Annotated in this window: 16 protein-coding genes; 3 read left to right on the top strand and 13 right to left on the bottom strand. The window is 71.0% G+C overall.

Features of this window, described 5'->3' with window-relative positions; all coding sequences use genetic code 11:
- Nucleotides 1-231: 231 nt before the first annotated feature.
- From HNR20_RS27570 to HNR20_RS27605, 8 genes are all read right to left on the bottom strand, one after another.
- Complete coding sequence (locus HNR20_RS27570; RefSeq protein ID WP_184189158.1) at nucleotides 232-1524, bottom strand: M1 family metallopeptidase; 1293 nt, start codon at nucleotides 1522-1524, stop codon at nucleotides 232-234.
- Nucleotides 1521-5432 (bottom strand): Pls/PosA family non-ribosomal peptide synthetase, encoded by a 3912-nt coding sequence (locus HNR20_RS27575; RefSeq protein ID WP_373291091.1) that lies wholly within the window; start codon nucleotides 5430-5432, stop codon nucleotides 1521-1523. Before HNR20_RS27575 ends, HNR20_RS27570 begins: the two co-directional genes overlap by 4 nt.
- A 188-nt stretch (nucleotides 5433-5620) precedes the next feature.
- Entirely contained in the window at nucleotides 5621-6664 is a 1044-nt protein-coding gene (locus HNR20_RS27580) for an NAD-dependent epimerase/dehydratase family protein (protein WP_184185646.1), read from the bottom strand.
- Nucleotides 6661-8631 (bottom strand): asparagine synthase (glutamine-hydrolyzing), encoded by a 1971-nt coding sequence (asnB, locus tag HNR20_RS27585; protein ID WP_184185648.1) that lies wholly within the window; start codon nucleotides 8629-8631, stop codon nucleotides 6661-6663. The genes HNR20_RS27580 and asnB overlap by 4 nt, the downstream gene beginning before the upstream one ends.
- An 11-nt stretch (nucleotides 8632-8642) precedes the next feature.
- Nucleotides 8643-10655: a 3-oxoacyl-[acyl-carrier-protein] synthase III C-terminal domain-containing protein gene (locus tag HNR20_RS27590; protein WP_184185650.1), complete on the bottom strand. Its 2013-nt coding sequence runs from the start codon at nucleotides 10653-10655 to the stop codon at nucleotides 8643-8645.
- 38 nt (nucleotides 10656-10693) lie between these two features.
- Nucleotides 10694-11965, bottom strand: a complete 1272-nt coding sequence (locus HNR20_RS27595; RefSeq protein ID WP_184185652.1) for a beta-ketoacyl-[acyl-carrier-protein] synthase family protein — start codon at nucleotides 11963-11965, stop codon at nucleotides 10694-10696.
- Nucleotides 11965-12264 (bottom strand): acyl carrier protein, encoded by a 300-nt coding sequence (locus tag HNR20_RS27600; protein WP_184185654.1) that lies wholly within the window; start codon nucleotides 12262-12264, stop codon nucleotides 11965-11967. The genes HNR20_RS27595 and HNR20_RS27600 overlap by 1 nt, the downstream gene beginning before the upstream one ends.
- 256 nt (nucleotides 12265-12520) lie before the next feature.
- Entirely contained in the window at nucleotides 12521-15253 is a 2733-nt protein-coding gene (locus tag HNR20_RS27605) for an ATP-binding protein (protein ID WP_184185656.1), read from the bottom strand.
- Between the two features lie 134 nt (nucleotides 15254-15387).
- Between HNR20_RS27605 and HNR20_RS27610 the strand changes: the two genes are divergently transcribed.
- On the top strand, nucleotides 15388-15948 hold the full coding sequence (locus HNR20_RS27610; protein ID WP_184185659.1) for a dihydrofolate reductase family protein: 561 nt from the start codon (nucleotides 15388-15390) through the stop codon (nucleotides 15946-15948).
- 98 nt (nucleotides 15949-16046) lie between these two features.
- A complete protein-coding gene (locus HNR20_RS27615) occupies nucleotides 16047-16391 on the top strand; it encodes a DUF1801 domain-containing protein (RefSeq protein WP_184185662.1) in 345 nt (114 codons plus the stop codon).
- Nucleotides 16392-16445: 54 nt separating this feature from the next.
- Here HNR20_RS27615 and HNR20_RS27620 read toward each other — a convergent pair whose 3' ends face one another.
- Entirely contained in the window at nucleotides 16446-17324 is an 879-nt protein-coding gene (locus HNR20_RS27620; RefSeq protein WP_184185664.1) for a hypothetical protein, read from the bottom strand.
- A 186-nt stretch (nucleotides 17325-17510) separates the two neighbouring features.
- Here HNR20_RS27620 and HNR20_RS27625 point away from each other — a divergent pair, with 186 nt between their 5' ends.
- Nucleotides 17511-18464 carry a hypothetical protein gene (locus tag HNR20_RS27625; protein WP_184185667.1) on the top strand — a complete coding sequence of 318 codons (954 nt, stop codon included), beginning with the start codon at nucleotides 17511-17513 and terminating at the stop codon, nucleotides 18462-18464.
- 3 nt (nucleotides 18465-18467) lie between these two features.
- On the opposite strand, the gene HNR20_RS27630 is transcribed toward HNR20_RS27625, so the two are convergent.
- The 4 genes from HNR20_RS27630 to HNR20_RS27645 form a co-directional block, all read right to left on the bottom strand.
- Complete coding sequence (locus HNR20_RS27630) at nucleotides 18468-18992, bottom strand: hypothetical protein (protein ID WP_184185668.1); 525 nt, start codon at nucleotides 18990-18992, stop codon at nucleotides 18468-18470.
- Between the two features lie 62 nt (nucleotides 18993-19054).
- On the bottom strand, nucleotides 19055-19684 hold the full coding sequence (locus tag HNR20_RS27635) for a GyrI-like domain-containing protein (RefSeq protein WP_184185671.1): 630 nt from the start codon (nucleotides 19682-19684) through the stop codon (nucleotides 19055-19057).
- Complete coding sequence (locus HNR20_RS27640; RefSeq protein WP_221311089.1) at nucleotides 19681-20772, bottom strand: glycosyltransferase family 2 protein; 1092 nt, start codon at nucleotides 20770-20772, stop codon at nucleotides 19681-19683. The genes HNR20_RS27635 and HNR20_RS27640 overlap by 4 nt, the downstream gene beginning before the upstream one ends.
- Nucleotides 20773-20802: 30 nt before the next feature.
- Nucleotides 20803-22569 (bottom strand): putative glycosyltransferase family protein, encoded by a 1767-nt coding sequence (locus HNR20_RS27645; RefSeq protein ID WP_311736887.1) that lies wholly within the window; start codon nucleotides 22567-22569, stop codon nucleotides 20803-20805.
- Nucleotides 22570-22669 lie beyond the last annotated feature (100 nt).

Genomic DNA, 22669 nt, shown 5'->3' on the forward strand with positions numbered 1-22669 from the left:
TCGCAAATCCTTGTACTGGTGCTCTCCCTCGGCCCGGACGAGCCGCAGTGTAATCCGGCGGCAAGCATAGGGTTGGTTCTCGTCGGCGGCCAGGAACTCAGTCGGCAGAGATGCGAATCTCAATGTCTTGCGGCTCTGGGCGGAATGTGGCCTCGCGCAATCGTGATTCTTTATTGACTCGGTGTTCCAGCCGCGATTGCCCACCGCCGAGCGGGCGCGGCGCCGGGCGGTTCAGCGAGGTAGCGGGGGCAGCGCCGGGCTGTCGAGCCAGGCGGCGAACAGGCCGTCCAGGGGCTCGCGGGCGAAACGCTGGGCGTGCGACCGGAACTGCTCGGTCGTCACGGTCGCATGCCGGTGCTCGGCGACCCAGGTCCGCAGGAGCGCGAAGAACGACTCGTCGCCGATCCTCTTCCGCACGGCATGCACCGTGAGGGCGCCACGCTTGTAGACCAGCGGGTCGAACATCCGGTCGACGCCGGGATCCGCGACGGTGACGTCCCTCGGGCGGGCCGCGATCCACGCGTACCAGTGCGCGGCCAGAGCATCCGCCGGCTCATCGCCGCAGATGCCGGACCACAACCACTCGGCGTACGTGGCGAAGCCCTCGTTGAGCCAGATGTGCCGCCAGTCCGCGACCGTGAGGCTGTTGCCGAACCACTGGTGGGCCAGTTCGTGCACGACGAGCCGCTCGTGCGTGCGCCGCCCGTCGACGTGGTTCCTCCCGAAGACGGCCATGCCCTGCGCCTCGACCGGATCGTCGAGCTCGTCGTCGGCGACCACGACGACGTACTCCCGGAACGGGTACGGCCCGAAGAGCCGCTGCAGCGCCGTCATGATCTCGCCGTGCCGACCGAAGTCGTGGGCGACGTGCCTGCGCAGTGCGGGCGGGATCGCGGCGCGCTGCACCACCCCGCCGACGGCCAGGTCCACCAGCTCGTAGCGTCCGATCTGGACGCTCATCAGGTACGGCGAGGTCGGCTCGTGCCGCTCGTACACCCAGGTCGTGCTGCCCGCACCACGCCGCCGGAGAACGGGATCACCGGTCACCAGGACGGCGTACGGGGAGGTGGTCGTGACCGCCACCCGGAAGGTGGCCTTGGCGCCGGGCTGGTCGTCGCACGGGAACCACGACGGTGATCCGTTCGGCTGGCTGGCCACGAGCACCCCGTCGGTGAGCTCTTCCCAGCCGAGGTTGCCCCAACGGCCGGAGATGGGGACCGGCTTGCCCGCGTACCGGATGTCCACCCGAAAGGTGTCCCCGACGCCGATCGGTCGCTCGGGCTTGATCTGCAGCTTGTCCGGCCGGTGGCTGTATTTTGCCGGGCGCCCGTCCACCCGGACGTCCTGAATGCGGAACTGACCGAGGTCGAGGGTGAACCGCGACAGCGGCTGTTCGGCCACCGCGGTGATGTCCGCCCGGCCGGCCAGCCGGTTCGACACGACCCGGTAGTCGAGGTCGAGGTCGTAGTGCAGCACCCGGTAGCCGTCGTTGCCGTGCTCCGGAAGGTACGAGTCGCCGGTCATGCTGGTCGCGCGTTGGGTGCCGGCCAGGTCGCGATCGGGTTGCCCCGCCACCGGCTGTCGGATGGAACGGCGTCGCCACGGGTCACCAGCGAACCGGGCCCGACGGTGGTCCGCGCGCCGATGCTCGCGCCGGGCAGGACGATGCCGTGCGGACCGAGCGCTGCTCCCGCGCCGAGTGTCACCTCATCCATGCTCATTACACGATCATGGAACAGGTGGGTCTGCACCACGCAACCGCGGTTCACCGTGGCCCCGTCGCCGAGGCGCACCAGGTCGTACTCCGGCAGCCAGTACGTCTCCAGCCAGACGCCCCGGCCGATCTTCGCACCGAGCGTGCGCAGCCACGCCGTGAGCAACGGGGTGCCGGTCGCGAAACGGACCAGCCACGGCGCGGCGAGGACCTCGACGAACGTGTCGGCCAGCTCGTTGCGCCACACGAAGGAGGTCCACAGCGCGCGTTCGGTGGCCCGGAACCGTCCCACCAGCAGCCACTTGGCAGCGGTCGCGATGGCGGCCGCGACGAGCGCCGCAGCCAGCAGCACCGGCCCGGAGACGAGCGCGGCGGCACCCCACCCGGCGGTCCGCCACACGGCCGCGAGCACAGCCAGGACGCCGACCGCCAAGGCGGCGGCGAACATCACCGGGACGATCCGACACAGCTCGATCGCGGCCCGGGCCAGCTTCAGCCGGACCGGCGGGTCGAAGGTGCGGCTGGTGTCCGCCGCTTCCACGGTACGGCGCAGGGGCATCGGCGGCGCGCCGAGCCACGACGAGTCCTTCTTCGCCTTGCGCGGCGCCGACGACAGCACGCCGACAAGCCCACGTTTGGGCACCGACCTGCCGGGTGCCGCCATCCCCGAGTTGCCGAGGAACGCCTGCTTGCCAATGCGGGCCGGAGCGACGCGCAACCACCCGTGACTCAGCTCGTACGTCGCGACCATGGTGTCGTCGGCGAGGAAGGCCCCGTCGGCAACCGTGGTCATCGAGGGCAGTGCGAGCACCGTCGAGGCCTCCACCCCACGTCCCACCCTGGCCCCCAGCAGCCGCAACCACACCGGTGTGAAGAGGCTGGCGTAGAGCGGGAACAGTCCGACCCGGGCCATTCCCATCAGCCGCTCGGTCGTCCAGACCTGCCACGCCACCCGCCCCTGCACCGGGTGGTACCCGGCGCGCAGGCCGATGCTGAGAGCCCGGACCGCCCCGAGCACCAGCAGCGCGTAACCCACGACATAGGCGACGGTCGCCACCGCGACGGCGGCCAACACCGCGCCGACCGTCGGTCGGACGACGAGCGTCCAGCCGAGCAGCGCCAGCGCCGGCAACGCGGCGACGACCGGCAACAGCCCCAGCAGTTGGGCGGTCATTCCATACGCGACCGGCCAGAGGCGAGCCCCCATCCGCGATCGCGGCGGACGCTGCCCGGGCCACCCGGCCGAATCCTTGGCCGCAGCGGGTGCGGCCGGCGACCCGGCCCACCGTTGGTTCGCCGGTACGGCGCCGGCCACGGTCGAGCCCGCGGCGATGCGCGCGCCCTTGCCGATCCGAGCGCCCGGCATCAGGGTGCTGCGGGATCCGACCCGGGCTCCGGCGCCGACGCGTACCTTGCCGATGCGGACGACATCGCCGTCGACCCAGTGGCCGGACAGGTCGACCTCCGGCTCGATCGCCGCGCCACGGCCGAGCTTGAGCAGACCGGTGACCGGCGGCGCGGAGTGCAGGTCGACGTCGTCGCCGATCTGCGCACCGAGCGCCCTGGCGTAGGTGATCATCCAGGATGCTCCGGCGACGCTGGTGGCACCGGTCAGTTCGGCGAGCCGTTCGGCGGCCCACAGCCGCAGGTGCACGCTGCCCCCACGCGGGTAGCTGCCGGGGCGTACCCCGCGCAGCAGCAGTCGCGCTCCTCCGGCGGCCAGGGCGATCCGGCCGAGCGGGCTGAACAGCGCCGCCCAGCCCAACACCACCCACCACCAGGACACGGCCGGCGCCCAGGGTGCCGAACCGAACAGGGCGAGGACGTTGCCGACGGCGGCCAGGACGGTCCACCATCGGAGCCCGACCAGCGCGAGCATCGGCACCATCAGCAGGGCCTGGATCAGGCCGGCGCGTCGCGGCGTCGGCCGGACCTCCCGGCGGATCGCCGCCGTGCTGTCCAGCGCGTCGAGCACGGCCGCGAGCTGCGACAGTCTCGGGTGAAGGTAGATGTCGGCCACCGACACCTGGGGGTGCCGGCGTCGGATCCACGCCACCAGTTGCGCCGCGTTCAGGCTGCCGCCGCCGTGGTTGAAGAAGTCCGCGTCCGCCTCGGTGGGACGTACGCCCAGAACATCCGCCCAGCCGCCGGCGAGCCAGTCCTCGGTCTCGGTCAGCTCACCCGCCGCGTCCTCGGCGTTGGCCAGTGGCCAGGGCAGCGCGGCCCGGTCCACCTTCCCGGACGTCCGGGTGGGCAGCGCGTCCACCACGGCCAGCATCGGAACGAGCGCGGCCGGCAACTGCTCACGGATCCGCAGCGCCGCCGTCGCGGTGTCGAACGCGACGCCGTCGTGCGGGACCACGTACCCCACGAGCAGTTGGTTACCCGCGGCGGTCCGTTGCACCGCGGCGGCGGCACCGGCGACTCCCGGCAAAGCCTGCAGCGCGGCGTCGATCTCACCCAGCTCGATCCGGCGTCCGCCGAGCTTGACCTGCTCGTCGCCGCGACCGACGAACACGAGCCCCTCGGGGTCCGCCCGGACGATGTCCCCGCTGCGGTAGGCCCGCTGCCAGCCGAGCGCCGGCAGCATCGCGAACTTCTCGGCGTCCTTGCCCGGATCCAGGTAGCGGGCGAGTCCCACCCCACCGATCACCAGCTCGCCGGTCTCGCCCATCCCGACCGGAACGCCGGAGCCGTCGACCACCGCGAGCTCCCAGCCGGCCAGCGGCAACCCGATGCGTACCGGCCCAACGCCTGTCATCCGCGCCGCGCAGGCGACCACGGTCGCCTCGGTCGGCCCGTAGGTGTTCCAGACCTCGCGACCCTCGACGGCCAGGCGCTGCGCGAGCTCCGGCGGGCAGGCCTCCCCACCGAAGATCAACAGCCGGACCTCCTCCAGCGCCTCGACCGGCCACAGCGCAGCGAGCGTCGGCACGGTCGACACCACGGAGATGCGTTGCTCGGCCAGCCACGGACCGAGGTCGACGCCGCTGCGGACGAGCGACCGCTCAGCCGGCACCAGACAGGCGCCGTGCCGCCACGCCAGCCACATCTCCTCGCACGACGCGTCGAATGCCACCGACAGCCCGGCCAGGACCCGGTCCTGCGGGCCGATCGCCTCACTGGCCCCGCCGGCGAGAAACAACTGCGCCTCGGCGTCCACGAAAGCCGCCGCCGCGCCGTGGCTGACCGCGACGCCCTTCGGGGTACCCGTCGAGCCGGAGGTGAAGATGATCCAGGCGTCGTCGTCCGGGCCGGGCCGGCCGGTCCCGCCCGCAGGGGTACGCCGGAGCGACACCGTCAGCCCGTCACCGAGCACCGCGGCGACGCCCGCCTCGGCGAAGACGAGCTCGGCGCGTTCCTCGGGATCGTCCGCGTCGACCGGAACGTAGGCCGCGCCCGCCGCGAGTACACCGAGGATCGCCAGGTACAACTCGGCCGTACCCGACGAGATCCGTACGCCCACCCGGTCGCCGCGGCCGATCCCGTGCCGCGCGAGCGACATCCGTACGGCCTCGACCTCGTCGGCCAGTTCGCGGTACGTCAGGGCCGCGCCACCATCGTCGAGAGCATCGGCCGCAGGGTGTGCGCGCACGGTCTCGTCAAGAATGTCGACAAGCGTGCGGCGGGCCGGAGCCGCGGAGGAGCGGAACACCGCGGCGGCCGCCGGTGCGGTGACGAGCGGCGGAAGCGCGCCTGGCTGAGGAACAGTCGTCACGGTCACCGGGCGTGCACCATCTTCACCTCGCGGGTCAGCGTCAACCAGGCGTGCGGCATGCGGACCCGCCCTGGGCAGCCCTCAACGCTACGTCGCACCATCGCCAAAAAGACGCCACAGCAGCGGTTTCGTGGCCACCACCACAGCGAATCGCCGGGGAATACCGGGTTCTCGCCTGCTCGATGCCGTCAGGGGAGCAGGCCCTTGCCGCGGTACCACGCCACCGCGCTGGCGAGGCCGTCCGGTAAGCGGTATGCGGGGGTGAAGCCGAGATCCGCCCGTGCGCGGTCGGTGGCGCACGTCCAGGCCAACTGCCGGATCTCGTGAGCGCGGTCCCGGTTCATCGTCAGCGCCGGGCCCCGGCGGACCGGGCTCAGGTCGCACAGCCAGCCGGTCGCGTGGACGAGCGTGCCCGGCACCGGAATGAAGCGCGGGCGGGGGCGGCCGATCGCGGTGGCGAGCTCGCGGCAGAAGTCGCTCCAGCCGTACACCTGGCCGTCGCTGATGAGGTACACACCGGCGTCCCCGCCGTCCGGGGGCAGCGTCTCGCCGCGGACGACGGCCGCGATCAGGGCGGCGCACAGGTCGTCCACGTGGACGAAGGAGTACTCGCGTTCCGGGCGGGTGGGGCGCAGGTGGGTGCCCATGCGGGCCATCGGCAGGAAGGACGGCAGGAAGTCGTGGTCGCCCGGGCCGTACACGATGGTCGGGCGGAGGACCACGGTGGGAACACGAGCGGCGCGGGCGATCTCCTCGGCGGCGAGCTTGCTGCGGCCGTACTCCGAAACGGGCGCGACCGGCGTGGACTCGTCACGTGGCCGGCCGGGATCCGACGGCCCGGCGGCGGCCAGGGACGAGCACAGCACCAGCCGGGGGACCGGGTCGGCGTCGGCGACGGCCGCGACCAGCCGGCCGGTGGAGTCGGTGTTCCCGCGCCGGAAGGCGCTCGGGCGGCGGGCCTTCACCTGGCCCGCCAGGTGCACGACGGTGTCGACGCCGGCGACGGCGGCTTGCACGCCCTCGCCGGTGTCGAGGTCCGCGACGGCGAAGCGTAGCCCAGGGATGCCGGCCAGGACCCTGCGATCCGAGGTCGGCCGGACCATCGCGACGAGGGTGCAGCCCGTGTCGGCCAGCCGCCTTGCGAGCCGGACGCCGATGAAGCCGGTCGCCCCGGTGACCAGGATGGTGCGCGATTCGATGCCGGGCCAGCGGTGCCGCTCGGTGGTCGTCATCGCCGCTCGGCGCGTTGCAGGGCGCTGGCGAGCGGCGCCGGGAGCGAGGCCGGTGCGGGTGCGGCGGCCGCGTCGTGGAACACCTCCAGCAGCAGATGCGTGGTGAGGACGGCCATGCTGGCCCACTCGGCGACCGTGCCTTCCCACGTGCGTCCGGCTCCCCGCAGCGCCGCCTGGTGCAGCGCGGTCACCTGAGTCGGGTCGAAAAGCCCGCCGGCGCGCACCGCCGCCGGCCCGAGATAGGTCGCCGCCAGCTCCTCGCCCGGGCCGGTGAGATACCACGGCGTGATGGGCGTGAAGAACGGCTTCTTGCGGCGGCGCCGGATCGGTGCCGGGAGCACGTCGCGAAGGGCCTCCTTGAGGATGTGCTTCTCGCTGGTGCCGCGCATGAGCACCCGAGGATCAAGGCGCGCCGACAGGTCCAGCAGCGCCCGGTCCATGAACGGCACGCGCACCTCGACGCCGTTGGCCATGGACAACCGGTCGCTGAGCATCAACACCCAGCTGGGCAGGCGGGTCTGGTACTCGTAGTGCAACGAGCGGTGCAGCGCCGTGTGCACCGGCGGGGCCGGCAGTGGCGACGGGGCGAGGGTGCCACTGGACGGGCGCAACAGCGCGGGCGCGACCGCATCCATCGCGGACCACAGGTAGAACCAGCCGGGAGCCCCACCGCCGAAGCGACCCCCGGCGTCCGCGAGCTGCCCCGGCACGCCGGCCATGTGGGCGGCCGCGCCGGTGGGGGCGCCATTGTGGGCCAGCACCCGGCCCAGGATCAGCCGGCGCAGCGGATCCAGGCCCGCCCGGGTCAGCCGGCCGAGCCGCTCCTCCAGCCGCTGCAGGACGTACCAGGAGTAGCCGCCGAGCAGTTCGTCGGCGCCGTCGCCGGTCAGCGCGACCTTGGCGCCCTGCTCGGCCGCGATCCGGGTCACCTTCATGAACGGCGTGGCGACGCCGAACCACTGCGGCGCCTCCAGGTGCCACAGCGTCTTCGCCAGGTGCTCGCACGCCTCGGCGCCGCTGAACTCGATCTCGACGTTGTCGACCCGCAGCGCCTTCGCGGCGAGCCGGGAGTAGCGGCCCTCGTCGAGGTCCGAGCCGGGCAGCCGGATGCTGGCGGTCTGAATCGGGGTGCCGAGGAGGGCTGAGATCGTCGCGACGACGGCGGTGCTGTCCAAGCCGCCGCTCAGCGTCGCACCGAAGCCCACCTCGTCCGGCAGCCGTTTGCGGACCGCCTCGACCAGCGCCGAGCGGAACTGCTCGACGGCCGCCCGCCCGCTCAGCAGGTCGTGCGGGTCTCCGGCGAGCGGCGTGAAGTACCGACGCAGGCTGACCGCGTCATCGTCGGCCACCAGCAGATGCCCGGGCGGCAGGTCGTGGACGCCGGCCCAGAAGGTGCCGGGCGCGGTCGGCTGGCCGTAGCCGAAGACGTCGCGGAGCCCCTGCGGGTCGACGCGCGCCGCGCACAGCCCGGACGCGAACAGAGCCTTCACCTCGCTGGCGAACTGGAGCCGGCCGCCAGCGACCTGGTAGTACAACGGCTTGACACCGACCGGGTCCCGGGCAAGCACCAGCCGGCGACGGCGGCCGTCCCACAACGCGATGGCGAAGTCCCCGTCGAGGTGATCGACGAAGCCGAGGCCATGCTCCTCGTAGAGGTGGGCGATCACCGCGCCGTCGCTGCCGCTGGCGAAGGTGTGGCCGCTCTCGACGAGCCGGGCCCGCAGGGCGCGATGGTTGTAGATCTCGCCGTTGAAGACGACCTGGATGTCGCCACGCTCGTCGCTCAGTGGCTGCTGCCCACCGGCCACGTCGACGATCGCGAGCCGCCGGTACGCCAGCCCGATCCCCGGGGCGACGAAGTAGCCGTCGCCATCGGGGCCGCGATGCGCCAGCGAGTGCGCCATCCGGGCCAGCCGGTGCGGCTCGACAGCGGCGTCGAGATCGAGGATGCCCGCGATCCCACACATACGCGCTCCCTTCAGAGGCGATACAGCGCGGCGCCGATCTCCATGCCGGTGCTCGCGCCGACGACCACCACCAGATCGCCCGGCGAGACGCCGCCCCCGGCGGACACGGCGCGCAGGCCGACCGGCATGGCCGAGGTGAACAGGTCCGTGCCGTCCGACGCCGGCGGCAGTGTGGCCAGCCGCGCACCGAGCACCGGCCAAGTGCCTCGCAGCCGGCGCTCGACCGGCGGTGGCAACCATGGCGGCACCACCGCGCGGATCGCCTCGGCCCGGACCTCCATCCGGTCCAGCAGCTCGGCGACGACCGCGGGCACGTGCTCGGCGTACGCGGCGGCGGGCTCGCTGCGGTCGGTGGCGCGAATGAAGCTGTGCCCGCCGCCCTGCATCGCCCAGGCGCCCCGGTCGGGGGAGGGCCGCGCGACGGAACGGCTGTGGAAACCCAGGAAGCCGGTGCTCTGGTCCGGGTCGAGGCGCAGCAGCACCGCCGACCCGCACCGGGCCACCGCAGGGCCGGCAGCGCCAGGTTCGCGTTGCTCGACCTCGGAGGCGACCACCACAGCGGTGCCGGCCGCGCCGGCCCGGATGAGTTCCGCCGCGATCCGGCAGCCGTCGAGCATGCCCAGTGCACCGTTGGTGACGTCAAACGCGAGTATCTCGTTGGTGGCAGCGGTGCTGCCGTCGAAGCCGAGCTCGCCCGCGACGATCGCCGCGATCGCCGGCTCGGCGATCATGCCGGTGCGGTACACGCCTGCGTGGATGAGCAGGTCGACGTCGGAGGCGCGGGCACCCGCCCGGCGCAGGCAGTCGTCGGTGGCGGCGCCGATGAGCTCGAGCGTCGTCAAGCCGGCGCCGGCTCCGGGTTCGGCGAGGCCGATCGCGACGGCGCGCACCGGGTGCCGCCATGGTGCCGGGCGGCGGCGCGGGGGCGCGGTCCGCTGTGACCGGGTTCCGGTGGCGAGCCGGTCGGGTAGCCCGTCCAGCCGGTACGCGGCGGTGCCGACGTTGACGCCGGACGCGGCAACCTCGAACAGCACCCGCTCGCCGGTCCGGATCCGCCCGTCGACGCTCGCGTCGCGTAACGCGACTGTGTGCGTCGTGGTCGCGGTGTTGCCGCGCCTCGGCAGGTTGTTGATGACGTCCCGTTCGTCCAGGACCACGCTGCCGAAGACCTTGTTGGTGCGGCGGACGGCGGCCTGGATCGCCAGCGTCGACGTCTGGTGCGGAATGAACCGGTCGAAGTCCATCGGCGACAGGCCCATCACGTCGAGGGCCTGCTGGGTGTGCGCCACCATCTCCCGGATGCCGGCGGCGGCCAGACCCATCATGTCGGTCTTCATGATCACGCCGCCGTGCGGCTGATCGGTCGGCCCGGCCACACACAGGGTGTGGTACCGCCCGACGGTGCGGATGCCGATGTGCGCGAAGCCCTCCGTCTCGTCGCTGGCCCGAGTCAGCAGGACGGCCGCACCGGCGTCGCCGAGCGTCAGGCAGGCGACGCGGGCGTCAAGCTCGTCGGCGATCTCCAGTTGGGCGGTGCGCATCAGATGGGAGATGTACTCCCCGCTGACGATCAGCGCGGTATCGATCTCGCCGGCCCGGATGAGCGCGTCGGCAAAGTAGATGCCGGTGAACTGGCCGGCGCACGCGTTCGTCACGTCGAACGCCCACGCCCGTTCGCAGCCGAGGCGGTGCCGCAGCTGGGTGGCCGCCGCCGGCTCATAGGTCGACCGATCCGGGCTGTCGACCCGCGAGATGCTGGCGCTGATGAGCAGGTCGACGTCGCGAAACCCGATCGACGAGCGGGAGATGCAGTCCTCGGCGGCCCGCGTGGCCAGGTCGAGGGCGTACTCGTCGTCGCCGGCGACGCGCCGCGACACGATGCCGGTGGTCTGCTCCAGCGGCAGCGCCAGCCGGCTCCGGCAGCCGTCGAGCACCTCACGGGTAGTCAGGACCCGGTCGGGCAGTGCGACGCCGATGCTGTCGATGACGCTGCCGGTCCCCGCCGGGGCGGCCTGGATGTTCACCCTCGACCACCTTGTCTCAGTTGGACGTTTCGATCGCTTCAGTTGGACCTGACGGTGGCGCCGCCGCTGTCGACGGAGGCGAGCACCAGCGAGGCGTTGTGCCCGCCGAAACCGAAGGAGTTCGTCAGGATGGGGCCGGGACGGCCGGTGCGCGGGACGCCGGCGACGACGTCGATGGGAATGTCGGACCCGCGGGTGCGCAGGTTGGCGGTGGGCGGGATCTCGCCGTGCCGCAGAGCGAGCAACGACGCGACGACCTCGACCGCGCCGGCGGCCCCGACCAGGTGCCCCAGCGAGCCCTTCGTCGAGGTGGTCGGCGGTGCGGCGCCACCGAACACGGTGTGGATGGCCTGCGCCTCGGCAGCATCGTTGAGCATCGTCGAGGTGCCGTGCGCATTGATGTGGCCGACGTCGGCCGGGTCGACGTCCGCGTCACGCAGCGCCAGGCGCATGCAGTCGACGGCGCCACGCCCTTCCGGGTGCGGCATCGTGGAGTGGTATGCGTCGCTGTTGAACCCGTAGCCGGCGACCTCGCCGTGAATGCGGGCACCCCGGGCCACCGCCCGGTCGAGGCGTTCCAGGAGCACGAACGCCGAGCCCTCGGCGAGCACGAAGCCGTCCCGTTCGCCGTCGAACGGGCGCGAGGCGGTCTCGGGCTCGGCGTTGCGGGTGCTCAGCGCGTGCATCCGGGCGAACCCTGCGACGACGATGGGGTTGACCGCCGCCTCCGCGCCACCGGCGAGGACGACGTCGGCGCTGCCGTCGCGGATGAGCCGGACGCCTTCGCCGATCGCATTCGCACCGGCAGTGCAGGCCGTCGAGATGCAGAAGTTCGGCCCCCGCCAGCGGAGCTGCCGCGCGATGAGTGATGCCGCCGCGTTCGGCATGATCATCGGGATCGCCCAAGGGCTGATCCGGTCCGGCCCGTTCTCGATGAACGCGCGGACCTGCGTGTAGAAGCTCTCGGACCCGCCCATGCCGGTGCCGACCACGACCGCGCACCGGTCCGGGTCGAGCTGCCGGGGGTCGGCGTCGGTGTACGCGTCCAGCGCCGCCGCGATGGCGAGCTGGCAGACACGATCGGTCTGCCGGACCATCTTCGGACTGAGGTAGGCGGTCGGGTCGAAGCCCTGGATCTCGCCCGCGAAGCGGGTCGCCAGACCCGAGGCGTCGAAGCTGCGGATCGGGCCGATGACGGAGCGCCCGGACCGCAGCACCGGCCACAGCGCGTCGACGGTGTCGCCGGCCGGCGTCCTGGCACTCAGCCCGGTGACGGCAACCCGGTGCCGGACGGAATCGCCGCCCTCCATCAGGCGGGCGTCTTTCGCTCGGCCGCCTCCACCGCCCCGGCGCCCTCGGCGGCAGCACCGGCCCCGCCGTCGAGCACCATGTCGAGCGCCTGCCCGACAGTGTTGATCTCGCGCAGCCCGTCCTCCGGCAGTCGGATCCCGAGCCGGTCCTCCAACGCCATCAGCAGCTCCACGAGGTCGAGGCTTTCCGCATCGAGATCCTTGCGAAAGTCCGCGTCCTCGGTCACCGCCTCGGGCTCGACCACCAACACCTCGACCGCGACCTCACGTAAAACCGCAAGAGCCTGCAGTCTGTCCATGTGCCCTCCAACAATTACCCGAGGCAATCGGTGCCGAATTGGGGCTTCACCTGCAAGAGCTGAGGCAGGCTAGCACGCAAAGTCGTTGCCCAGTAAGGGCATCGTCACTCCTGCGTCACGAATCCGACTCGGGCAATATGGCGGGCTAATTCCAACTCTGTCCATAGTCGATGCTTAGTGAAGATCAATAGCAAGGTCTTCGCCGGCGCATTCGTAGACGCCGAAACACCCATGACTTACGTCCTTACGGACTCCATCAGCCCGGGCCGACACCGAGCGCGGCGAGGTCTCGTCGGCCCTCGGCGGCCCGGTCGGGTAGCAACAGGAGCGTGCAGGCTCGTTCGAACCGGGCGCCGATGCGCTCCCACCCCGCCACGGATGCGGTGAGGGCGGCGGCGTCGCCGTACAGGCGGCCCCGGGCGCGGGCGGTGCAGGCCGCGGCCCACGCGCTCTCGTGCCGCTCGGCGGCCGACAGCAGGTCCGCCGCGTCGGGAAGTTCGGCGACGACGGCCAGCTCGGCGCCCACCGCCCGCGAGTAGGGCGGAGACCAGCTGCGGACGCCGTTGAACGTCAGGCGGACAAGCGCCGCAGCGTCCTCGACCCGCCCGGCGTGTACGGCGAGCCGCGCGTCGACCATCGACACGAACGTGGAGTGCGGGGGTAGCTCCCCGATGACCTCGATCGCGCGGGAACGCCACAGCGCGTACCCCTCGTCGTCGCCGCGCAGCCCAAGGACGAGGGCGACCGCGGCCATCGGTGGCGACATCGTGCCGGTGCGCGGACGGCCAGCCCGCCGCCAACCCTCCCACGCGGTGCCTGCCATCCGCAGCGCCTCGTCGAAGCGTCCGCTGAGCACGAGGGGCGTGATCAGGAGGGCGGCCGAGTAGTAGGAGCTGCCGGCGAGGTCGTCGTCCATGGTCCGCTGGCCGACCGACAGGGCGGCAGGTAGGTCACCGACGCCGAGGGCAGCCAGGTGGGCCATCAGGTACGTGTCGACGATCTCCGGGGCGGCGTTCGGGTCGTGCCGGGACATCGCGGGTAGCAGGGTCAACCGTTCGTCCATGATCCGGCGAAGGTCCGCGCCCCGCCCGGCCACGATGTCGGCGGTGGCCACGGTGTCCAGAGCCGCGCTGATCAGCACCGGATCGCCGGTGGCCCTTGCGGCTGCCACGGCGGCCGCGGCGAGCGCCGGGTCGGCCTCGTACCTGTCGGAGGTCGCGGCCCAGGCCACCGCCTCGGCGAGGCGGGCCGCCACCACGGCGTCACTCGACCCGTCGGCCGCCGACACGGCCTTGTCGAGGAGGTCACGCAGGCGGTCGTGCGGAACCTCGGCGGCGAACCCTGCTGGGTGTCGCCGCGCGGTGGTGACCGCCTGCGCCAGCGCGGTGGCGGTGGCCCCACGGTCCCCGGCCTCCCGGGCTTGTCGCGCGGCGGCGAGTAGCAGGTCGAAGGGCTGCTGACCGTCGTCGCCGATCGCATGGGAGACGGCGGAGGCCGCGCGTAGGTCCGCCGCGGCATCGCCAGGCGCGGGGGCGCGAACGGCTGCGGTCCGGTAGTGACCGAGTGATTCCATCAGGAATCGCCGTGTGTAGGCGAGGTGTGCCAGTGCCCGAGCCAGCCGATGCGGCAGCTCACCTGGGCCTTCGGGAGCGACGGCGAGGGCGGCTCTCAGATCGTCGGCCACGCCGTCGAACTCTTCGTACCACTCGTCGCCGTCCAGCCTCGTCTCCAGCTCCGAGGCGACCTCCGCCGCCCAGCGCAGGTGCCGGTCCTGGACCTCCGGCCGCTCACCCGAACCGTCAAGCTGTTCGATGGCGAACGCGCGCACCGTCTGCAGCAGCCGCCACCGGGCCACCCCACCCCGACGGTGCACGCTGACCAGGCTCTTGTCCGCCAGCCTGCCAAGCACGTCGGCAACCGCACCGCGGGTGCTCCCGGCAGGGCTCACCCCGACGACGGCGGTGAGGTCGAACGCCCCGGCGAAGACGGCGAGCCGCCGGAACAGTGCCTTCTCCTCGTCATCGAGCAGGTCGTGGCTCCAGCCGATGACCGCGCGCAACGAGCGGTGCCGCTCGTCCACACCCCTACCGCCAACCACCAGCCGTAACTGGTCATCGAGCGCGGCCATCAACCCGTCCTCGCCCAGGGTGGCACTGCGGGCGGCGGCCAACTCGATCGCCAGCGGCATACCGTCCAGTCGCGCGCACAGCTTGGCGACCACCACGGGGTCCGCCCGGAACCCGGGGTCCGCGGCGGTAGCGCGGTCCATGAAGAGCCGTTCGGCGTCGGACTCCAACGGCAGTGGGCCCAGCGGTACGGCGCGCTCACCTCGTACGCCGAGGCGTTCCCTGCTGGTGGCGAGGATGTGGGTGCCGGGGCAGGCGGCCAGCACCCGCTCCGCGAACGGTGCCACCACGTCGATCACATGCTCGCAGTTGTCCAGCACCAGCAGCGATCGACTCTCCCCGAGCCGCTCCACCACTGCGTCCTCCAGCGACTGCTGGGGGCGTTCGCTGACCCCGAGCGCGCTGGCCACCGCCTGTGCGACGTACCCGCCGCGTGCCGGGACGAGGTCGACGAACGCTCCACCGGCGGGGAAGGAGGGCCCCGCCGCTCCAGCGATCTGGCCCGCCAGCCGGGTCTTCCCCATCCCGCCTGGTCCCACCACGGTCACGAGTCGGGCGCCGCGCAGCGTCTCCGTCAGGTGCTCGCGTTCCGCGCTTCTGCCGACGAACGTGGTGAGCGCCGATGGAAGGCCGGCCAGCCGCCCCGGTACCGGTGCCCCCGCCTGCACCTGTACGGCGAGCTCGCCGAGCGCCCTCCGGTCGGTTACGCCGTACTTGCGCAGTAGCGAGGAGACGTGGTTCTCCACGGTCCGAACGGAGATGTGGAGCCTGCCGGCGATGTCCGCGTTGGACAGACGCGCGCCGAGCATGACGAGCACCTCGAGCTCCCGCTTCGACGCTCCGACGGGATGCGTGACGGCCATCGCGCCATCATGCCCGACTCTGGATCACTGGTGCGTAGTCCAGTGAGTGGCGGAATGCGTGCCCACCACCGATGCCCGTCGCGTCCCCGTCCCGCAAGCTCGACCTGAGTCCACCGAAGCCACTTGGGAGACACATGGGGCGCGTCGTCCTGTCCATCTTCACCAGTGCCGACGGGGTCGTCGACGACCCGCAGCGGTTCACCTTCCAGTTCGTCAGCGAGGACTCCATGCGGACCGGGCTGGCGCAACTGCGGGCCGCCGATGCGCTGCTGCTCGGCCGGGTCACCTATGAGGGGTTCGCCGCGTCCTGGCCGACCATGACTGACGAGGCCGGCTTCGCCGACAAGATGAACAGCATGCCCAAGTACGTCGTCTCGACGACGCTGGACCGGGGCGAGTGGAACAACACCACCGTCATCAGTGCGAACGTCGCCGAGACGGTCACCAAGCTGAAGGCCGAGGTGGACGGTGACATCTTGATCTACGGTAGCGTCGCACTGGTCAGGTGGCTGCTGCGCAACGAACTCGTCGACGAACTGCGCCTCGTCACCTACCCCGTAGTGATGGGCGGTGGCGTGCGCCTCCTTGAGGAGTCGAGCGAACCGGCGGTCCTCCGGTTTGTCGGCGCGCAGGCATTCGACTCGGGCGTGGTCGTGCTGACCTACGCCCCCACCGGGGACAAGCTCCTCGGGTGAGAGCAGTTGAGGGTGGGAGCGCTGCGACACTCGACCCTCGGCTACGACACGTTCTATCGGCCCGTGCTCTTTAGCGAACAGTGATGAAGGAGAAGACCGTGAACGACGATGTCACCCAGTACATCAACAAGACGCAGCCGTGGCAGATCGACGTCTGCGAAAAGCTGCGTGCGATGATCGGCGAAACCATCCCAGACGTAGAGGAACAGCTTCAGTACGGCAAGCCGCACTACCTCAAGAACGGCCAGTTCGCCGCCGTCATCGCGGTAGCCAAGTCCAAGATCTCGTTCATGGTCTTCAACGCGACGGACATCCCGGAGGTCAAGGGATTCCTCCGGTCAATGGGCAACGGCGAACGCAAGACCGTCGACATCAAAGAGGGGCAGGACGTCGACTACGACGCGCTCGCCAGCATCCTCGGGAAGACCACGGCTGCCCTGTAGTTGCCAGCGGGTCTGCCGTCGTGGGTCTGATCAATCCGACTCAGTTCGTGGGCGTCAACCGGCCGGTCTCGTCGCCCTGGGCGTCAAGGAGCACCAGGGCATCACCGTCGAGGCCGGCCCGCCTGGCCGTCGCGAGCCATTGGCCGACCGGCACGCTGTCGGTGCAGAACGCCAGCGTGACCCCTCTCCCAGTGGGAGCAGGGTGCCGCCGGCACCGCTGATCCACCGACCGCTCTCGTCGTTGCACCCGTCGGACCCGCGCCACTCACCGTCTGCGGTGAACTCCACGTACGCCGCCTTGTGCCCGCTGAGGGGCACCCAGCGACCCACCAGCCGGCGTTGATCCATGGGTACAAGCGTCACCGGTAGTGCGACAGCGGGTGCCAGGGCTCGCCGAGCCTCGTCGGTCACCAGCGGCGGTTCCAGCACCGAGTCGGCCAGGTTCGGCTCGGGGGTCGGTGTCGCCCCGGGAATCAGCCGGGCAACCGTCTGCCTCCCTCCGTCCAGAAGGACGGGTAGCCCCTTGCCGTCGAACTGGTACGCCGTCACGCGCCGCAGCCACTCGGGAGTTTCCTGACTAGCCTTCTCGCAGCCAGGGATGCCTTCGACCGCGGCAGCGAAAGCCTGCCAAATGTCGGCGAGAAAAACACCTTCGCTGTTGGCCCGCCAGGTCCCGCCCAGGGTGCCGCAGTGGGTGCCGACCAGGTGCAGCTCGCCATGTGCGAGGTGCAGGATCTTGCCCGCGCCGGGGTCGGCAACGTCAATGAGCGTCCAGGACCCGATCAGCGCCTCCGGCGCCAACGGCACCACGGCCGCCGTGGTGCCCGATAGTGGCGGCCTTGGGTCAGCGGGCTCCGAATTGCCCTGCCGACCGCATCCGCTGAGCAGCACAGCCATCACCATCAACGTCGCCAAGCGGCCCTGATCAGCCATCTCGGTTCCCCATTCCCCGGTCTCCTGGCACCCTGGCGGGGCCGGACGGCACACGCGGTGAACACCTGCTTCTGCTCCTACCAACGGTTGCTCGGGGCGTCGGATGCGCGTTCGTGGGACCGCCATTCCGTCACCTACCTACCCAACGCGACAGGGGTCTGGACGGGCTCACGTACTCTTCCCGCCGTGCCGGACGAACCGAAGCCGATGCGCTTCCGCTGGGCGATTGTCGGGCCGCCCCTCGCGACGGCCCTCATGCTCGCCCTCCTCGCGACGCTCGGCGCAGTGCGGGGCAGCAACCCCGAGCTGTGGATGCGTCCGGCCTCGTTGGCTCCGGGCGGCCCGTTGGTTCTGATGTGGTGGCACATGGTGGTGCGCCCGCGGCGTCGCTGGTGGGCACTTGGCGCCGCCCTCGGGGTGATCATCGTTGTCTATCTGGTGCTTCACCGGCTGGTTCTTACCGAGTTGCCGTTCCCGTGGGACGGCGTGGTCAGCTTCGTGGTCGCCGGTTGGTTCGGCGCCTTCGCGTATGTGTCTGTTACGCGGCGGCCCGCGGCACCGTCGTCCCGCGAAAAGGCCGCCGAGGGCAGCGGGATCGCGCCAGGTGAGGTGTACGAGGCGCGGTTCGGCTTCACTCGCCGCGACCTGCTGCTGGTGCCTGTCAGCGTGGTCTTTGTCGCCGTCGGCGTTCTGATTCACCGCGACGCACCTGTCGCCGGGGTCGTCGCTGTCGTGATGGGTGGCGCATTTCTGCTGCTGCGGCTCATCACTGTGCTGGGCCGGCGTGTCGCGCTGCGCGTCGACGCGGCCGGGGTCACTCTCGGCCACCCGCCCCCGTGGCCGTCCTCGCGGACTGCGGTGGTGCCGTGGTCCGACATCGAAGCTGTCGTGCTGTGGACGCAACGGGCCGGCGGGACAACGGTTCCGTACGTCGGCCTGCTGCGGCGCCCCGGCCTGCCGCCGCTGCCCGGCTCGGCACGTTCGCGTGGCGTGCAGCGGATGAACCAGGGGGTCGTCCGGCACGTGCCGCCGTCCGTGTTGGCGGACAGCCGGCCGGCGACCTTCTGGTCGCTGCACCGGGCGAGCCTCGATGCGGCGGTCCGCCATTTCGCCCCTGCGGTGGAGATCGTCGACTTGTAGCGGCTACAAGCCCTTGCACAGCCGGTGTCGGCGGTACTCAGGCTGAAGCTGCCCGAACGCGAGTCCGTTCTCGTCCAAGGCGTTGTAAAGGGTCAGCCAGCCGTCCGGAAAGCCCAGGGCAACAGCGACGGCGCCGTCCGCCAGGTCTCCGCCAGCCCATTCGAGAAGCTCGACCGCCTCCAGCCGCTGCCCGCGCCGGGCAGCCAGCACGCCGGGAACGTCGTCGCGCCAGACGAGCCGGAAGTCGTCCGATGTCGGCCACACCGGTGGCCGGGTCACGTCCACCGAATCCCACGTAATCGACAGGTCATCGAACTTCTGGTGGTTGACTTCCAGACGCTCGCCGGCGAAGTCGAGCATTACCGGGCAGTCGGCGAACCACTCGTCGGCCTCTGCGTCCCACACAACCCATGGGCCCGTCAGCTCGCGCCCGACAAGCCTGGCCAGTCGTCGTCCATGCTGTTCGGCGACTTGATCTATCCCGTTCAACCAACGCGGCTGATACCCCGCGATCCCGAAGTCGAACACCAGCGAAGTATGCCCGTCCAGGTGTTCGAGCCGCTGCCCTCGTGGGAGCCGGCCATCCACTTTCAGCTCTCGCTGGTGATTGGTTGCCGGAGGATGGTGCGCCGCTTGTCGGGTGCGACCTTCCGAAAGTCGCTGAGATAGATCTCGTGGTGGGTGCCGGTCAGGCGAAGGCCGTGTCCCGGGATGAACTCTTGATGCAGTCGTGCGAGCACGTCGGCCTCTTCGTCGAAGGAGCCGACGTGCAGCGTCTGCACGCACCGCCCCTCGGTCAGGGTCTGGAGGCGGACGTCGTCCAGGCGCGCTGGTCGGTTTTTCGCCCCGGTCTGCTCGACGGCGGCGGTGAACATGACCTGGTCGATCCAGTCCGGGACCATGAGCATCAGCGTCCAATCCCACTGCGACTTGTCCCGGGCAGTGGTGAACGCGGCCATGTCCTCGGCCCACCACAAGCCCTCCATCGGGGGGACGACGTAGTCCCGCAGGAGGCTCCGCTTGCTGGCGAACTTCAGCTTGTACGCGACGGGGTAGAGCGCCTCGATCGCCTCGGTGAAGGCGGTCGAGGTATTCGGGTCGCCGTGGCCGTCGACCATGAGGTACTGCAGATCGGGTACGTCGACGACCCGGAACTGGCCTCGTCGCGCTTGGTAGCCGTCGAGTGTCCTCTTGAAGTCGATCTTCTCGTCGCCGCTCATGAATCTCCCGGCGGCCGGGCGCCGGGGGGACGTCGGGGTGGATCCTCCCGGGTTGGTACCGCCTGCTGGCCCCGGTCGGTCGACCTGGCCGCGGGCCGGGTCGGCATCCGGGACGCATCGCTGGTCTCCGCGACCAGGTGCTCGGTCTCCTGCACCAGATAGTGCGGTCGGCGCTTGGTCTCGTAGTAGATCCGGCCGATGTATTCCCCGATGACTCCCAGGATCGTCATCTGGATGCCGCCGAGCCCGATCACGCTGACGATGATGGTGGTATAGCCGGGAACGTCGATGCCCTTCTCGACGGCGTCCGCGACCACCCAGGTCATGTAGGCCAGCGCGATAAGGGTGAGGAACATGCCTCCGTAGATCGCCAGGCGCAGTGGTCGGTTGTTGAACGACAGCAGGCCGTCGAACGCGTAGTTGAAGAGCTTGCTGAAACTCCAACGGCTCCGCCCCGTCTGCCGGGTCTCGTTGTGATGGGCCACCACCACCGTCCGGAAGCCGATCCAGGAGAACAGTCCCTTGGAGAAGCGGTTGTATTCCGGCATCGCCAGTATCGCGTCCACCGCGAGCCGGGACAGCAGCCGAAAGTCGCCCGCCCCGTCCAGCAGGCGCACGTCGATCCACCAGTTGATCATGCGGTAGAAGGACCGCGAAGCGACCATTCGCACGAACCGGTCACCGCGCCGGTCCCGGCGGGCGATCACCTGGTCGAAGCCCTGCCGGTACAGCGCCACCATCTCGGGCAGCATCCGCGGAGGGTGCTGCAGGTCGGCGTCCATGATGACGACCGCGTCGCCGGTGGCCCGCTGCAGACCGGCGAGCATCGCCGCCTCCTTGCCGAAGTTGCGGCTCAGCGACGTGTAGCAGACGGCGGGGTCGGCGGCGGCGAGGCGGCGCAGCGCCGCGAGGGTGCCGTCCTGACTGCCGTCATCGACGTACACCACCTCGACGTCCACGTCGGGCAGCTCGGCGAGCGCCAGGCTCACGGTCTCGTGCAACCGCTCCACCGACGCTTCCTCGTTGAAGCACGGCACCACGACGGACAGGCGCACTCCCTTCACCCCGCCCGGCCCGTACGCGGGCATCCGCCGCCGGCGCGCCCGGCGCACCCCTGGTCAGAGGTGGTAGACCAGCGTGCCATCGAGATCCTCTCGGGTGATGCCCAGTCCGTCGATGGGCCGGGCATCGATACCCTCCCACGGCGTCCCCGCCGCGCGGCTCGGCACGAATAACACCGACCGCACGCCGATCCCACGCAGGTACGCGACGCTGCCCGGGTCGGGGAACGAGGCCACCGCCGTCCGGGTCTGCGCCTGGCTGACCGGCTCGAAACCGGCCAGCCCGTTGGTCACCCGTGGGAACCCGTCGGTCGTCCACAACATGTACGTCAGGTCGCCCACACCGCCGGCGGGCAGCACCAGCATCGGTTCCTGCGCGGTTCGCATCGCGGCCGGTGGCTGCGGCACGGTCGGGTGGGGTGTCCGGTTGACGCCTTCCAGAGTGACCAGGGCCAGCGGCACCAGCAGGACCAGCGGCATGACGAACCGCGTCCAGCGGCGGGTCGAGGCCTGGCCCGACGATTCGGCCAGCGCCGTCACCGCTCCGGCGGCCAGCACCGCCAGCAGCAGGCTGGTCCAGTGCATCATCCGGCCCGGTGTACGCAGCGCGTCCCAGCCCGGCAGGTGCAGGGACAGAGTCAGATAGCCGGGATCGCCGTCGCCACCGAGGGTGGCGCCCAGGCCCAGCAGCACCGTGCCGAGCGCGCCCAGCCCCAGCGCGACCTGGTGCCGCAGCCGGAACACGGAGAAGAACAGCCCCGCGGCGGCCAGCCCGATCAGCGTCATCCCCGGCAGCAGCGCCATCTCCGGGGGCCAGGACAGCTGTTCGCGTGCGGCCGCGTGCGGCTCGCCCCACAACCACGAGTCCGCTGGCGCGGTGACGAACCCGATCAGCGGCGGCGAGAACATCTTCGTCCAGTCCAGTGTCCGCTCGGCCTGCGGGTTGAGATCGACGACGCGCAGGTAGACCAGGCCGAGCAGCAGGGTCACCGCGCCGAACACGGCCCCACCGGCCAGATCCGCGAGCAGCAGCCGCCGGCCGAACGGCGGGCGTTCCCGCTTCCGCCACCAGGCCCAGCCGTAGCAGCCGGCCGCCACCAGCACCGCGGCCAGCAGGAAATACACCAGCGGCAGCCCGATGCCGAAGCCGAGGGTGACCTGCCAGGCGGCGACAAGCCACCCGGCCAACGCCCAACCGGGCCGTCGTCGCTCTGGCCGGTACCCATGGCGCAGTGACCAGCCATGACCACGGGCCAGCATCGCCAGGGACAGCGCGATTCCCGCGCTGGACAGGATGTTCAGGTGACCGGAGTGCGCCAACCGCCAGGGCGCGTACGCCCACGCGATCCCGGCGACCGCCCCGCCCCACCGGTTCGCTCCGAGCTGCCGCGCCAGCGCGTACGCCCCGAGGGACGCCAGCGCGTGCAGCAACACGTACAGCACGTTGTATCGGATCACGGCGGCCTCGAAGCCGGAACCGAGCATCCCGATCGGGGCGTATCCGAGCAGGGTGTCGCTGTAGGCGTACGTGTACTTCTCGGGGAAGAACGTGTTGGAGTGCCAGAGGTCCAGCGGATTGCTCAGAAGAGCGTGCCCAGACCAGGCGACCTGCCACGCCTGCAACGTCGGGTCGCCGAGGTCGCCGGGGATCGTGCTCGCCGGATGCCGAAGCGTCGGCCAGGTCAGCGCCGCCGCCAGCAGCAGGCTCGCCAGTGTTGCCAAGGTCCATTCGTGCCGGGCCCAGCGCCACCGGCCCCGTTCGCCCGGAGTCGGGTCGTCGGAGGTCTGTTCGGGGCTCGCATTTTCGGCGGTTTGCCGGGTCACGGTGGAGCGGGTATTCACGGAATAGATCCTCTCCGATGACCTGGACCTTGTCCACCAGTTGTCCGAACCGTGGATCCGCGCGCCGACCTTTCCGATGATT

The sequence above is a fragment of the Micromonospora parathelypteridis genome (assembly GCF_014201145.1).
In the GTDB taxonomy this organism is placed as follows: domain Bacteria; phylum Actinomycetota; class Actinomycetes; order Mycobacteriales; family Micromonosporaceae; genus Micromonospora; species Micromonospora parathelypteridis.